Origin of the sequence: Actinacidiphila glaucinigra (assembly GCF_035918135.1) — a bacterium.
In the GTDB taxonomy this organism is placed as follows: domain Bacteria; phylum Actinomycetota; class Actinomycetes; order Streptomycetales; family Streptomycetaceae; genus Actinacidiphila; species Actinacidiphila glaucinigra.
Map to the genome: position 1 here is coordinate 7,765,849 of NZ_CP109144.1, position 14,036 is coordinate 7,779,884.

Sequence of the window (14,036 nt, forward strand, 5' to 3'; positions counted from 1 at the left end):
AGTCCCCTTACGGCCACGGTGGTTGCTGACGCTGCCCCTGCTGTGGGCGCTGCTGGTCGGGCTCGGCGTGCTGGTGACCGGCGCGTGGGCCGGCCGGTGGCCGCTGTCGGCGGAGGACGGCGTGGTCCGGTACCTGTCCGCGCACCGCACCGCCGCGGGCGACACGGTGTCGCAGGGGCTGTCCCTGGTCGCGGGCACACAGGGTGTGATCGCCGTGACGCTTCTCTGCGTGGTGGCGCTGCTCGTGCTGCCGCGCACCCCGGGGCGGGCCGCGGCGTACTTCCTGGCCGGTGCGGTGGCGGCGCAGTCGGCGGTCTTCGTCCTCGTCACCCTGTGCGTGGAACGGCTCCGCCCGGACGTGCCGCACCTGGAGCAGGCGCCGCCGACCTCGAGCTTCCCCTCCGGGCACTCGGGGGCCGCGCTCGCCCTGTACGGGGGCCTGGCCGTGCTCGCCGGGAGGCGCCGCCGCTGGCGGCTGCCCGCGGTCGCGCTGCTGCTGTGCCTCCCGGCGGCGGTGGCGGCGTCGAGGCTGTACGCGGGAATGCACCACCCCAGTGACGTCGTCGGCGGTCTCCTCAACGGCGCCTGCACCCTGTTCGTGCTGGCCCGCGCCCTGCCGCCGTCCGGGGGACCGCACGGAGGGCCGCCCGGGTCCCGCCCCCGCGACGTCGCCGGGGGACGCAGGGCCGTCGTCGTCCGCCACCCGCACGCCTGCTCCGACGAACTGGCCGAGGCGGTCCGCGCCGTCCTGGACCGCCACGGCTACACCGACCAGAGGTGGACCCTCACCACGGCGGAGCGGCCCAACGGCGAACTCGAGGCGCCGGCAGCGCGATTCGGCACGGCGCTGGTCGTTGCCTGCGGCGGCGACGGCACCGTCCGCGCCTGCGCCGAGCCCCTGCTGGGAACGGACACCGCCCTGGCCATCGTGCCGTGCGGTACCGGCAACCTGCTCGCCCGCAACCTCCGTCTGCCCCTGGACCCGGCAGCGGCCCTGGAGCGAGCGCTCGTGGGGCGGACCACCCGCATCGACGTGGGGCGCGTGCACGGCGACGGGCTGCCCGCGACCTGCTTCACCGTCATGGCCGGCGCCGGCTTCGACGCCGCCATGGTCCGTGACGCCTCCGCCCGGCTCAAGGCGCGCCTGGGCTGGAGCGCCTACGTCGTGTCCGGGGCCGGGCATCTCACCGACCCCCGCATGCATCTGGCGATGCGCCTGGACGGCGGCCCGGAGCTGCGGCGCCGGGCCCGGATGGTCCTCATCGGCAACGTCGGCGTCCTCCAGGGCGGCCTGCCGCTGCTGCCCGCGGCGCGCCCCGACAGCGGCAGGCTGGACCTCGTGCTGCTCAACCCCCGCGGCCTGACGGGATGGGCGGCCGCCGCGGGGCACCTGGCGGTGCGCATGCTGCCGCGCCGCGCCGGGCGGCGCGGCGGAGACACCGCCACCGGATCGCCCGTGGCCCGTGGGGCGCTGGAGTACTTCCAGGCCCGCCGGATCGACATCGGTTTCGCCACGCCTCAAGCACGCGAACTCGACGGCGATGTCGTCGCCGACGGCACCCGGCTCACGATCGAGGTCCAGCCCGGGGCCCTCCCCGTCCGCCTGCCCGCCCCAACTCCCGCACCCGCCACCGCCCATGAACCCCGGCACGACGACCGCGCCGTCACTTCCGGCGGCTGAGTCACCGCCACCCCTCCTCCGTGGGAGTCAGGAGAACGATGGGCACCGCCACCCGCGTCCCGCAGCGACGCGACGTACAGGGCGACGAACTGATCCGCTGTACGCGGTGAAGACCATTCGTCAGGGCGCGGCTACGGAGACCGGCGATCGTCACCCTGAACAGCCGCACCGGGAAACGACATGAGGTCGGCCCCGACCCTGTCCAGCATCTGGCCGAGCAGGTGGAAGGCCCGTGCCCGGGCGGGTGCTTGGCGGAACGTCCCGGACCAGTGGACGTCGGTGTATCCCTCGACGGCGGTCAGTGTCTCCATGTCGTTCCTGGCGGCCAGCACTCGCACGAATCGCACGTAGTCGCCGATGTCCGTGCCGGGCGGGTGTGCCGCCATGAACGCCCGAAGGCGTGGGGCCAATGCCGGCAGCGTTCGCTCCGTCGGGAAGACGACGGCCAGGCCGGCGAGGACGAGTCGCACCGCCGGGCATTCGGCCTGCCATCGGGCCAGGAGCTCCGGCGTAAGGGACTCGACGGCCGCCCGGGCCCGGGCCTCGCCGGCCGGGTCCGCGTGGGGTGGTGTGTCGGGCCGGCAACGGGCCTGGCGGCGTTCCGCGACTGTGGCGGCCCTGAGCAGCGTGCGTGCCGCTCCGAACCGCTCCCGGGCAGGCACTCGGTCGTCGGTGGCCAGCACCGCGAGCAGCACGAGTCCTTCCGCTGTCGCGGCCTGGCAGGTGTCCTGGTGGAGGATCACGCTGTAGAAGTCGCCGAGGAACCGGTGGTCGTCCTCCCAGTACGGATCAGCCATGGGCGCGAACAGCATCTCGGCCTGCGGCACCCGGTGCCGGTCGGGCAGACGGTCGGCGACGACGTCCCGGAAGATCCGCCGGATCGGCGGGCCGAAGACGCGGCCGGTCCGCCACGCCTCCTGGAGTTCCCCGGGCCGATCCCTCGTCATCGGCGCAGCGTACCGGTAGAGCGCCGCATCACGCTGCCGCGGGCAAGGAGCCGTCAGGCCGCGGAGCCGGTTGCGTCGTGGTCGGTGGACAGCGCGAGGGCCCGCCAGGCGTCGGTCTCCTTGCGCAGCTCGGCGATCTTGCCGTCCATCGCGGCGGCGCAGTCGCTGCCGAGTTGGGCGCGCATCGGCGGGTGGCCGGAGTCGGCGAGCTCGATCATGGCCCTCGCGCCCTTGACCGGGTCGCCGGGCTGGCCGTGGTTGAGGCCGGGGACGGCGTCGCGCACCGCGCCCGCGGTGGCGGCGTAGTCGTCGATCACCCGGCCCTCGGTGTGGAGGCTGGACGCGTCGAGGAAGTCGGTGCGGAAGTAGCCCGGTTCGACGATGACGACGTGGATGCCCAGCGGGGCCAGTTCGCCGTGGAGGGCCTCGGACAGCCCCTCAACCGCGAACTTGGTCGAGCAGTAGACACCGAAGCCCGGCGCGCCGCGGAAACCGCCGATGGAGCTGAGGTTGAGGATGCGGCCCGACCTCTGCCGGCGCATGACGGGCAGGACGGCGCGGGTGACGTTGGCCAGTCCGAAGACGTTCGTCTCGTAGACCGCCCGGAACGCCGCGTCGGAGGTCTCCTCCACCGCGCCCAGCACCCCGCGACCCGCGTTGTTGACCAGGACGTCGATCCTGCCGAAGGCGTACACGGCCGCGTCGACCGCCGCACGGGCCTGCGCCTCGTCGGTCACGTCCAGGGCGACCGCGAGGACCCGTTCGCCGTACGCGGAGAGCGCCTGTTCCACGACCCGCGGGTTGCGTGCCGTCGCCACGACGCGGTCGCCGCGTTCCAGCGCCTGACGCGCGATTTCCAGCCCGAATCCCCGGGCCGCGCCGGTGATGAACCAAGTGATCATGACAGCCGGCCTCCCGGAGTCAGTGCGCGATGAGGTTCTGGCCGCCGTCGATGTCGTACGTCCCGCCGGTGAGCGCGTCGTTGCACATGATGTGGGTGGCGAGCGCGGCGACGTCAGCCGGGACGACGACCCGCCGGATGGGCAGTTTGGCGCGCAGTTCCTCACGCCGGGCCTCGAGCCGGTCCCCCAGGAGCGAGGCCGACAGGGAGGTGTCGACGAATCCGGCGGCGATGAGGTTGACGCGGATCGGCGCCAGCTCGAGCGCCAGGTTCGCGGTGAGGGCGGGCAGGGCCGCGGTCAGGGTGGACGCGACGGCCAGGCCGACGCCGGGTCGCCGGCCGCCCGTGCCGCCGATGAACAGCAGTGTGCCGCCGGGACGGACCTTGTCGGCGCTGTAGAGCGCCACCCCCAAGGTCATGGCGAGGCGTTCGCCGAAGTGGCGGCGGGCCTCCGCGAGGTCCATGTCGGCCAGCGGCATGTAGAAGGGGCTGCCGGCGGTGAGCAGTACGTGGTCGACCGTGTCGGGCAGGCCCTGGAAGAACTCCTTGAGACGGTCGGTGTCCGTGGCGTCGAAGGCCGCCGTGCTCAGGGGGCGGAGTTCGTCCGCGGCCTGCCGCAGCCGCTCGGGGTCGCGTCCGACCAGGACGACCTCGCCGCCGCCGGCCCGTACGCGGCGCGCGGTCTCCAGCCCGATGCCGGCGCTGGCCCCGATGACCACGACGGTCTGGCCGCTCAGGCCAGGTGGGTCGTGGTGTGCCTCGCGGCCCGTCATGGGCACCTCCGGACAGGGGTCGGACAGGATTCAGACCAGCGCCTCGCCGCCGTGCAGCTGTGGGTACAGCGTCTCGGTGCCGCCGGAGAGCGCCGCCCGGACCCGCTTGGTGATGTCGTCGGCGAGCACCTCGTCCGCCCCGGCCTCCACCCCGTCGAGGGTGGCACGCGCGACCGTGGCGGGGTCCTCCTTCGGACCGGTCACGGCCGCGGCCATCTCCGTCGCGAGATAGCTGACGTGGAGCGCGGTGACCTGCGTGCCCTGCTCGGCGAGCGCCACCCGCAGGGCATTGGTGATCGACCACTCGGCGGACTTGGCTGCGGCGTACCCGGCGGTGCGCGGGACGGCCACCCAGGACATCACGGAGAGCACGTTGACGATCGCGCCGCCCCCGTTGCGCCCGAGTACGGGTGCGAACGCCCTGCTCATGGCGAGGGTGCCGAGGACATGCGTCTCGAACTCCGAGCGGAACGAATCCAGGTCGGCGGTGAGGACGTTCGCCCGGGTCGTGGAACCCGCGTTGTTGATCAGGAACGTCACGTCCCCGGCCTGCTCGGCCGCGGCACGGACCGACTCCTGGTCGGTGATGTCCACCGCGATCGGGACGGCACCGGGGACGGAGACCTTCGTGGGGTCGCGGGCTCCCGCGTAGACCTTGGCGGCCCCTGCCTCGAAGAGCGCCCGCACGAACTGCTCACCGAGTCCGCGGTTGGCTCCGGTGACGAGGGCGACGGACCCTTGGACCTTCATGGGGCACCTTCCCGGAGCGCGGTCTCGAGGCTGCCCTCGCGGTCACGGCGTGCCACGGCAGCCCGTAGTCGTCCTCCCTCTTCGAACGTATATCGCCCGTGTTGCCGCCACCACCCGAAGCGGCCCCCGGCCCCCACGGCCCCGTCCCCGCCCCGGGCCCCGGGGCGGCGGCGAGGAGCCGTGCGAGTGGCGGAGGCACTCCTTCGGCCGCGCTCACGATGCCGTGGCCGCCACGGTCCGGAAACTGGTGCTCGGCAACTCAATGTCGTCGAGGAGGTCGGCGTGACGGGCGAGTCCCCCGGCAGGGCGGATCAGCAGGGGTCGTCCGGGGAGACGACCGAGCCGAACGAGACGAACAGCGCGGTGGAGGCATCCGCGCCCACGGGCGGGCGCCGGACGCTGCTGGACGAGCTGACGAATCCTCCTCCGCCGCCCCCTCCGCCGCCCCCGGAGACTGCGGAGGCGGCGGACCGCACCCCCGTGAACCCGCTGAAGACCTGGCTCCCGGTCGTCCTGCTGCCGGCGCTGGTCTTCTGCGTGGTCCAGGGGCTGCGCCCGCTGTCGGCGCCCACGCTGAAGCTGACCGCGGCGCCCTCGTACACCTTCGGGGGCGACCCCCCGTCATTGCCGTGGCCCGCCGAGGGCCAGGCGGTGCTGGAGGCCGATGGCCTGGGGCGGATCGGCGCCTTCGGCGAGCAGCGGCCGGTGCCGATCGCGAGCGTCGCGAAGGTGATGACGGCGTACGTCATCCTGCGCGACCACCCCATCGAGCAGGGCGACACGGGCAAGACCGTCGAGGTCGACCGCAAGGCCGAGGACCAGTTCGGCAGCGGGCAGACGGAGGGGGAGTCCGTCGTCAAGGTGACCGCGGGCCAGGAGCTGAGCGAGTACGAGGCGCTGGAGGCCGTCATGCTGCCTTCGGCCAACAACATCGCCCGTCTGCTGGCCCGTTGGGACGCGGGATCGGAGGCGGCGTTCGTGAGGAAGATGAACGCCGCCGCCAGGGAACTCGGGATGGACGACACGACGTACACCGACCCGAGCGGCCTGGAGGCGACCACCGTCAGCACCGCGAGCGACCAGGTCAAACTGGGCCACGCGGCGATGAAGGACCCGGTCTTCGCCGAACTCGCGGGCAAGACCCGCTACACGGACCTGAACGGCGACGTGCAGCAGAACGTCAACCGGCTGCTCGGCTCCGGCGACGTCGTCGGCATCAAGACCGGCAGCAGCACCAAGGCCGGCGGCAACCTCCTCTTCGCGGCCGTCCGTGACTTCGACGGCACGGAGCAACTCGTCGTCGGCGCGATGCTCGGGCAGCACAAGGCCGACATCCTCGACACGGTGCTGGGCCGCAGCGACACCCTGCTCCAGGCCACGCTGCGGGCCCTCGCCTCGGACACGGTCGTCAGGAAGGGGGAGACCGTCGGCTACGTGGACGACGGCCTCGGCGGCCGGACCGAGGTCATGGCGACCGAGGACGTCCGGGCGATCGGCTGGAGCGGGCTGAAGGTCCGCCTTTCCCTGGACGCACCCCGCAACGGCGTCCCGCACGCGGCGCCGGCCGGGGCCCCGATCGGCACCCTCACCGTCGGAGACGCCGACAGCGCCGTCAAGGTCCCGGTCGCCCTGGGCGGCCACCTGTCCTCGCCGTCGTTCGGCTCGAAGCTCACCCGCCTCGGCTGACCCCCTCCGGTCGACCCGGCTCGCTCCGGGCCGCGGGCGGCGGCGGCTCCCGGACCTTCAGACGAGGAAGTCGGCGACCAGGTCCGCGAACTCCTGCTCGGTGAGCACCCTCGTGCCCAGTTCCTGTGCCTTGGCGAGCTTGGACCCGGCTCCCGTGCCCGCGACGAGGATGGTGGTCTTCTTCGACACGCTGCCGGAGGAGGTCCCGCCGGCGTTGCTGACGAGTTCGTTCATCTCGTTGCGGTTCCGGCCGGCGAGGAGTCCGTTCATGCCGCCGGTGATGACGACGACCTCACCGTCCAGGGGCTTCGCCTCGCCGGGCGTCCCGGCGGGGGCCGCCGAGGGCTCGGTCATGGTGAGGCCCGAGGCGACGAGCTTGTCGATGACGGGACCCATGGCCGCGATGTGGGCCGCGATCTTGGGGGCGTTCGCCGCCGGAAGCTTGTGCACCGCGGCCAGGGCGTCGGCGTCGGCGGCGCGTATCGCGTCCATCGTGCCGAAGTGACGGGCGATCTCCCGGGACAGCGTGCGGCCGGTGCGGACGATGCCCAGCGCGCAGAAGACCCGGTTGAGGGGCTTGTTCCTGGCCGCCGCTATCTGCGCCACCACGGTGTCGGCCCGCTTCTCGCTGCGGGTCGCGTCGACCAGTCGCCCCCGCGTGAGGCCGAACAGGTCGGCCACGTCGGAGACCGCGCCGCCCTCGACCAGGGCCTCGAGATAGGTGACGCCGAGACCGTCGATGTCGAGCTGGTCTCGGCCCACGGCGTACCGCAGGGCCGCGAGCAGCCCGCATCCGCCGCCGGCGCCGCCCGCGCACTCCCAGCGTTCGCCGGAGGTGTCGATCTCGCCGCCGCACGTGGGGCACGACTCGGGGAAGACGACGGGCGTCTCGTCGCCCGTGCGCAGTTCCACGACGGGGGCCTCGATACGGGGGATGATGTCGCCGGCCTTCCACACCATGACGGTGTCGCCGATCATCATGCCGCTGTCGCGGATGAACTTCGGGTTGTGCAGGGTCGCGTACCGCACGACGCTGCCGTCGACCTCGACCGGTTCCAGCACGGCGCGCGGCGCGATGACGCCGGTGCGCCCGACGTTCCACTCGACCGCGAGAAGCTTCGACTGCCGCACGGCGGCCGCGAGCTTGTACGCCGTCGCCCAGTGCGGGTGGCGGGTGGCGAACCCGGCCCGCTCCTGCTCGGCGACCGCGTCGGCCTTGATGACGACGCCGTCGATGCCGAACGGCAACTCCGCGCGCAGAGCCGCGATCTCGTCGACGCGGCTCTGGACCTCCTCCACCGTGGCGCAGACGCGCGGACCCACCGGCGTCGCGGCCGTGGTCTGCACCCCGGCGGTGGCGACGGCGTCCATCATCTCCGTGTGGGTGTCTCCGGGCAGGCCCACGACGCCGTACGCGTAGAACGTCGTCTCGATCACGTAGGGGCGGTCCTTGGCGCGCAGCGTGCCGGCCGTGCCGTTGCGCGGGTTGGAGAAGACCTTCGCCCCGTGGGCCGTGCGTAGGGCGTTGGCCGCTTCGAACTGCTCCCGGGTGAGGAGGACTTCGCCGCGGACCTCGAAGGTGGCCGGCGAGTCGAGCTCCAGGGGCAGGCCCACGATCGACCCGATCGCGTGGGAGACGTCCTCGCCGAAGCTGCCGTCACCTCGGGTCACGAGCTGCGTCAGGCGCCCGTCCACGTACCGGGCGGCGATGGCGGCGCCGTCCAGCTTGGGCTCGGTGACGTAGCCGCCCTGCACCGGCGCCCCGAGGCGGCGGGCGACGGACGCGTCCCACTTGGCCAGTTCCTCGGGGCTGAACACATTGTCGAGGGACAGCATGGGGACGGTGTGGGCGACATCCCCCGTCGGAGCGGCACCGCCGCCGACCTTGCCCGTGGGGGAGTCCTCCCGGACGTCCTCGGGGTGCCCCACCTCGTAGTCGCGGATGCGCGCGGCCAGCAGGTCGTAGGCGGCGTCGTCGATCGGGCTCGTCCCGTCGCCGTAGTAGGCGGCGCACGCCCGCAGGGCCGTGTCCACGGCGGAACGGTAGTCCTCACGGGACACCAGCGGGTCAGCGATCACTGTCGTCATGTCCGGCATCCTGCTGCAGGGGTCTGACAGTGGGCCTCGGAGCGGGGCCCCGCCTGTGGAAAACCTCGGCGCCCGCCGGCGTGTCCGGCACGGGCGCGCGGTCTGGCGGGCGCGCGGTCAGGCCGGCTCCTTGCCGATGCCGCCGGACGCCCTGCACAGCAGGCGGGCGGCCCCGTCGGCGAGTTCGCGGACGATGTCGAGGGCCGACTCGATCCGGGACACCGTGCCGACCGCCTCGCCCGCGTAGAGGGCCATCGCGTCCAGGTGCCCGGTCGTCGTCCGGATCGGGCAGACCGGGCTGGAGGCGGGGACGGGCACGGGTACGCCGCCCAGTACCGCCTCTCCCGCGATGTCGGTGTCCAGGGCCCGTGCGCGCTCGATGCAGCCGGTCAGGACGCGGTGCGGCGCGTCCGGCCATCCGGTCGAGAACTGCGTCGTCAGTTCGGTGTCGCCGGCGCCCGCCCTGACCAGGGCGTCCTTGTAATCCGGGTGGGCGTCGGACTCGTGCGTGGCGACGAACCGCGTGCCGATGCGGGCCGCCCCCGCCCCCGCGGCCAGGACCGCGGCGAGGGAGCGCGCGCTGCCGATGCCGCCGGCCGCGACGACGGGTACGTCCACCGCGTCGAGCACCTCGTCGAGGAGCGGCAGCAGAGGCCGTGCCCCGCGGACGTGACCGCCGGCCTCCCTGCCCTGGACGACGACGAAGTCGCACCCCGCGTCCGCCGCGGCCCGCGCCTCCTCGACCGAACCCACCTGCCACGCGGCCAGCGCCCCGCCCCGCTTGGCCCGCGAGACGAGGCGCGGGACGGGATCCGCGTAGAAGAACTCGACGACCGGCATCCGCTCCGCGGCGACGTCGACGCACGCCTCGTCCTCGAGCAGCGGCAGGATGAAGTTGACCCCCACCGGGCGGGACGTGCGCCGCCGTACCGCGTCGAGCAGTTCGCCGAGCACCTGCGGAGGCACCATCGGGTAGCCGACCATGCCGAGGGCCCCCGCGGCGGACACCGCGTCGGCGAGGTCGAGCCCGCTCACCCAGCCCATGCCGGCCAGCTGGATCGGCACGTCGCAGCCGACGAGATCGGTGAACGGGGTGCGCAGGGGGATGGGTACGGTCGCCATGTGCTGATGCAAGCGCCCGCCCTCGCGCCGCCGCCACTGCGACGCGTCGCGCGGGGGGAGCGTCACCCTGACGGCCGACGCCGCCGCGAGGGCCGTCAGACCGCGTCGACCGGGTGGCGCCGTACGAAGTCGAGGACGGTCCACGCGACGAGGCCGGGGTCCTCCAGGGGCATCGCGTGGCTGACGCCCGGCAGCGTCACCTGCTCGGCGCGGGCGAGACGCGCGGCCAGCGCGCGGTTCCGGGCCCGGTAGGGACTGTCCAGGCGTTCCCCTTCGCCGCCCGCCACAAGGAGCACCGGCTGGCGCAGCGCCTCGAGACCGGCGGCGTCGGCGTCCCATGCGGCGAACGCGGCTCGCTCGTGCTCGAAGAAGTACCTGCCGCTGAGGACCGACTTCCGGAAGCCCTCCGTGCCGAGCACGCGCGTCATGACGTCCAGGTAGCCGGGGGAGCACACGCTCCCGGGGAAGTGGCCGTAGGCCCGTGCCAGGTCCCCTTGCTCCGCGGCGGTGACGGCCCGGCGCATGGCGTCGCTCCGCGGTTCGTCGGCGGCGTACGGGAGCGCGGGTTCCAGCAGGACCATCGACCGAACGATGCCCGGGTGCGCGGCGGCCAGTTGCAGGGCGAGGGTGCCCCCGGTCGAGTGGCCGACCACGTGGGCCTGCCCGATCCCCCGCGCGCCGAGCACGTCCGCGAGGTGGCGGGTGTGGTCGGTGACGCTCAGCCGGCCGCTCAGGTCCCGGCTCCGGCCGTACCCGGCGCGGTGGGTGCGTACGACGCGGAGGCCGGGCAGCAGCCCGGCGAGCGGTGCGAACCAGTCGGCGCCGAAGGAGGCGTGGACGAGCAGTACCGCGTCGCCTCCCCCGCGTCCCAGAAGGCGATGTCCGCGTCCGGTGTCAGGAGGTGGTGTTCCGCCGGCATGAGCATCGCCTCGATTTGAACGGCGTTTTGTCGTTCTTTGCGTAACTCCGCGAGAGGTCGCGCTGTTCCCTGCATAGGCGATTCTCCGGGTGTCGGAGGGTCAACAGTGTGTGTCCCGCCACATTGCGGCCCCATGGTGTGCGGCTTGAGTCAGGGATGGACCGTGCTGAAAGGTCTCTGAGCTGGCAATTCTCCTTCGGGCGGCTGGTCGGCGCCCGACGATGACAGCGAAAGGCGAATGTTGTGAACAGTAGGATTTTCGGGTGAACATTGTGAAGCGGCGGGCGCGCCGCCTCTGGGTACTCGTGGCTTTGTTCCTTGTGACGGCGGCTGGGTTGATCGCCGTGCGGTCGTACGGCGTGGACACGATCGCCCCGCGCGACGTGCGCGGCCGGGCCGCGGCCAAGGGGGGCGGGGCGCTCGCGGGAGTGGACTGCGAGACGGCGAAGTGCATCGCGCTCACGTTCGACGGCAACCCCGGTGAGCCGACGGACAGGCTGCTGGATCTCCTGGACCGGTACGACGCGCCGTCGACGTTCTTCCTCGAAGGCAGGCGCATCCACAAACACCCTGATGTGGTGCGGAGGATCGCGGACGACGGACACGAGATCGGCAACCACACCTGGACGCACCCGCGCCTGACCGACGTGTCCGACACGCAGATCCGCGACGAGCTGCGCCGGACCGCGAGGGCCATCGCGGACATCACCGGCACGACACCCACGCTGATGCGCCCACCCCAGGGCCGCAGCGACGACCGCGTCTCGCGGATCTCGCGGGAGCTGGGGCTGGCACAGATCCTGTGGACGGTCACCGCGAAGGACTACCTGACGAGCGACTCGGCCCTGATCACCAAGCGCGTACTCGACGGCGCCGACCGCGACGGCATCATCCTGCTCCACCCCCTGCACAAGGGCACCGTGCCCGCCATGCCCGGCATCCTGAAGGAGCTCCGCGCACAGGGCTACACCTTCGTCACCGTTTCCCAGCTCCTCTCCCCGGCCGCCGCCGAGCCCGGAAAGGCCTACCGGTGAGGCCGCCGACTCCCGGCGCCGGAGCGGTGCCCCGGGCCGACCTCCACGCCGAGGGCTGAGAGCCCGGCTCCTCGGTACCGTGGCACGCGTCAGGAATCGGTCGCGGCCCGCTCCGACTCGCTGCGAAGGACGCAGAATTCGTTGCCTTCGGGGTCGGCGAGGACTGCCCAGCCGGTGCCGTCGGGATTCCGGTGATCCGCGACGAAGGCGGCACCGAGGCCCAGCAGCCGTGCCACCTCCTCGTCACGCGAGGTCTCGGGGCGCAGACACAGATGGAGCCGGTTCTTGACCGTCTTGGGCTCGGGAACCTGGTTGAAGTACAGCACCGGCCCCTCCGCCGACATCACCTGGGTCTCCCGGTCACCCGGCCGGTCCCCGGGATGCAGCGGACGGCCGGTCGCCCTGCTCCAGAAGCGGGCCAGCCCATAGGCATCCGCACAGTCGATCGCCACGTTCTGCACTACCGAAACCATGCGCGCGAGCATCCCTGACGTCGGCTCCGGACGCCACCGGGTTCAGGACGGACGGCGGCACGCTGGGCGCACGTCGAACGAGCCCAGGCACGTCGAGCGGTTGGCCCACCACTCGAGCGTCGCCGGCCCCACGTGGCTGTCCACGTCCCGAGTATCTAGGATCGGCATGCCACACGGAACGCAGACGGATGGGGTGGGAGATGGCCGGCCGGGTCACGGCGGTGAGCCGCAACGCGACGTACTCGTTCAGCAAGCCCCACCGCGAGTCCGTCACGCTGCTCGCGGGGCTCGGCGTCGAGGGGACGTCCACGCCGGCGAGACCATCCGCCACCAGTTCCGGATGACCTACGAGCCCGACCTGCCGAACCTCCGCCAGGTCCATCTGATGCACGAGGAGCTCTTCGACGAGCTGGCCCGCAAGGGCTTCGACGTCTCGGCCGGCCAGCTCGGGGAGAACATCACCACCCGCGGCGTGGACCTCCTGGGCCTGCCCACCGGCACCCTGCTGCACCTCGGCGAGGAGGCCGTGGTGGAGGTGACGGGGCTGCGCAACCCGTGCTCGAAGATCAACGACTTCCGGGAGGGCCTGCTCGGCGAGATGTTCGCCATGGACCCGGTGACGGGGGAGTTCACCTTCAAGTCCGGCGTGATGGGCGTGGTGCGGCAGGGCGGAGTCGTCCGCCCCCAGGACCCCGTCGAGGTCGAACTCCCGCCCGCCCCGCACCGACCCCTCGAACGCGTCTAGGCCGTGTCGTCACATGCCCTCCCCCAGCCTTCGGCCGGGGGTGCCCCCACTCGGCGGCGCTCCCCCAGTTCCGCTGGGAGGTGCCCCCAGGCACGGCACGCCCCCAGCCTTCGGCCAGGGGGAGTTGTCGAATCGTCCGAGTAGCCCACTACGAGGACGACTCTCCGCCTTGCGATGCACCGCACTGGGGGCACCTCCCAGCGGTAGCTGGGGGCGCTCATGTGACGACACGGCCTAGCGCCGCGGCAGCGCGGCGCCGGGCGGCGCGTCCGGCGCCGCACAGCTGACGGCCAGGCCCAGCAGGCCCATGCGCAGCCTGTGCGCGCCGAGTTCGGGCAGCAGGGCGCCGACGTGTTCCGCGGACAGGGCGGCGAGAAACGTGTGGGCGGTCGTCTGCGGGTCGGGGGCGGTGTCGAGCAGGGACGTCAGGTGGTCGTGCCAGAAGCGGTAGGCGGCGGTGCGGTAGCGCGCCCCGGGGTGTGATGTCTCGGAGGCGCGGAGGAGGTCCAGGTGCCCGGCCACGTGGTCGAGATAGGCGCTGACGAACGCGGCGAGGCGGTCTCCGGCGGCGGCTCCGGGGCCGAGCGGGGGCGGTCCGCCGGCGACGGCCTCCCGCAGTTCGTGCTCGCGGGCGGCCAGGAGCGCGGCGGCCAGTCCCGACCGGTCGCCGAAGCGGCGGTATACGGTGCCCTTGCCGACGCCCGCCGCGGCGGCGACCCGGTCCATGGAGACGCCGTCCGCGCCGTGTTCGGCGAAGAGGAGTGCGGCGGCCTTGAGTATCGCGGCGCGGTTGCGCGCTGCGTCGACCCGCTCCCTGTGCGGCGGGTCGTGGTCGTGCCTCACGTACGGACTCCTGGCCGAAGCATGTCGTTCTGGTGACGTCGTGGGGGTGCCCCCGGAGCACGATGGTGGCAGGG

At 72.9% G+C, this 14,036-nt stretch carries 12 protein-coding genes and 1 pseudogene; 4 read left to right on the top strand and 9 right to left on the bottom strand.

Going from position 1 to position 14,036, the window contains the following annotated elements; translation table 11 throughout:
- Nucleotides 1–22: 22 nt before the first annotated feature.
- Nucleotides 23–1,681: a diacylglycerol kinase family protein gene (locus OIE69_RS35075; RefSeq protein WP_326578650.1), complete on the top strand. Its 1,659-nt coding sequence runs from the start codon at nt 23–25 to the stop codon at nt 1,679–1,681.
- A gap of 131 nt (nt 1,682–1,812) precedes the next feature.
- On the opposite strand, the gene OIE69_RS35080 is transcribed toward OIE69_RS35075, so the two are convergent.
- Genes OIE69_RS35080 through OIE69_RS35095 form a run of 4 tightly spaced genes read right to left on the bottom strand, consistent with a single transcriptional unit; the run spans nt 1,813 to nt 5,052 of the window.
- Nucleotides 1,813–2,628, bottom strand: a complete 816-nt coding sequence (locus OIE69_RS35080) for a hypothetical protein (RefSeq protein WP_326578652.1) — start codon at nt 2,626–2,628, stop codon at nt 1,813–1,815.
- 53 nt (nt 2,629–2,681) lie between these two features.
- Complete coding sequence (locus OIE69_RS35085; protein WP_326578654.1) at nt 2,682–3,530, bottom strand: oxidoreductase; 849 nt, start codon at nt 3,528–3,530, stop codon at nt 2,682–2,684.
- Between the two features lie 19 nt (nt 3,531–3,549).
- Complete coding sequence (locus OIE69_RS35090) at nt 3,550–4,302, bottom strand: SDR family oxidoreductase (protein ID WP_326578655.1); 753 nt, start codon at nt 4,300–4,302, stop codon at nt 3,550–3,552.
- A gap of 30 nt (nt 4,303–4,332) precedes the next feature.
- Nucleotides 4,333–5,052 carry an SDR family oxidoreductase gene (locus tag OIE69_RS35095; RefSeq protein ID WP_326578656.1) on the bottom strand — a complete coding sequence of 240 codons (720 nt, stop codon included), beginning with the start codon at nt 5,050–5,052 and terminating at the stop codon, nt 4,333–4,335.
- 282 nt (nt 5,053–5,334) lie between these two features.
- On the opposite strand from OIE69_RS35095, the gene OIE69_RS35100 reads away from it, so the two are divergent.
- Nucleotides 5,335–6,738 (top strand): D-alanyl-D-alanine carboxypeptidase family protein, encoded by a 1,404-nt coding sequence (locus tag OIE69_RS35100; protein ID WP_326578657.1) that lies wholly within the window; start codon nt 5,335–5,337, stop codon nt 6,736–6,738.
- Nucleotides 6,739–6,795: 57 nt separating this feature from the next.
- On the opposite strand, the gene ligA is transcribed toward OIE69_RS35100, so the two are convergent.
- From ligA to OIE69_RS35115, 3 genes are all read right to left on the bottom strand, one after another.
- A complete protein-coding gene (gene ligA / locus OIE69_RS35105) occupies nt 6,796–8,826 on the bottom strand; it encodes an NAD-dependent DNA ligase LigA (protein ID WP_326578658.1) in 2,031 nt (676 codons plus the stop codon).
- A 117-nt stretch (nt 8,827–8,943) separates the two neighbouring features.
- Nucleotides 8,944–9,948, bottom strand: coding sequence for an NAD(P)H-dependent flavin oxidoreductase (locus tag OIE69_RS35110; RefSeq protein WP_326578660.1), 1,005 nt, complete (start codon nt 9,946–9,948; stop codon nt 8,944–8,946).
- Nucleotides 9,949–10,043: 95 nt separating this feature from the next.
- Nucleotides 10,044–10,949, bottom strand: a complete 906-nt coding sequence (locus OIE69_RS35115) for an alpha/beta fold hydrolase (protein WP_326581501.1) — start codon at nt 10,947–10,949, stop codon at nt 10,044–10,046.
- A 181-nt stretch (nt 10,950–11,130) separates the two neighbouring features.
- Between OIE69_RS35115 and OIE69_RS35120 the strand changes: the two genes are divergently transcribed.
- Nucleotides 11,131–11,901, top strand: coding sequence for a polysaccharide deacetylase family protein (locus OIE69_RS35120; protein WP_326578662.1), 771 nt, complete (start codon nt 11,131–11,133; stop codon nt 11,899–11,901).
- Between the two features lie 89 nt (nt 11,902–11,990).
- Here the strand turns inward: OIE69_RS35120 and OIE69_RS35125 are convergent, their stop codons facing one another.
- A complete protein-coding gene (locus OIE69_RS35125) occupies nt 11,991–12,374 on the bottom strand; it encodes a VOC family protein (RefSeq protein WP_326581502.1) in 384 nt (127 codons plus the stop codon).
- Nucleotides 12,375–12,574: 200 nt separating this feature from the next.
- Here OIE69_RS35125 and OIE69_RS35130 point away from each other — a divergent pair.
- Nucleotides 12,575–13,119: pseudogene (locus OIE69_RS35130) on the top strand (MOSC domain-containing protein).
- Nucleotides 13,120–13,353: 234 nt separating this feature from the next.
- On the opposite strand, the gene OIE69_RS35135 reads toward OIE69_RS35130, so the two are convergent.
- Entirely contained in the window at nt 13,354–13,962 is a 609-nt protein-coding gene (locus tag OIE69_RS35135; protein WP_326578663.1) for a TetR/AcrR family transcriptional regulator, read from the bottom strand.
- Between the last annotated feature and the right edge of the window lie 74 nt (nt 13,963–14,036).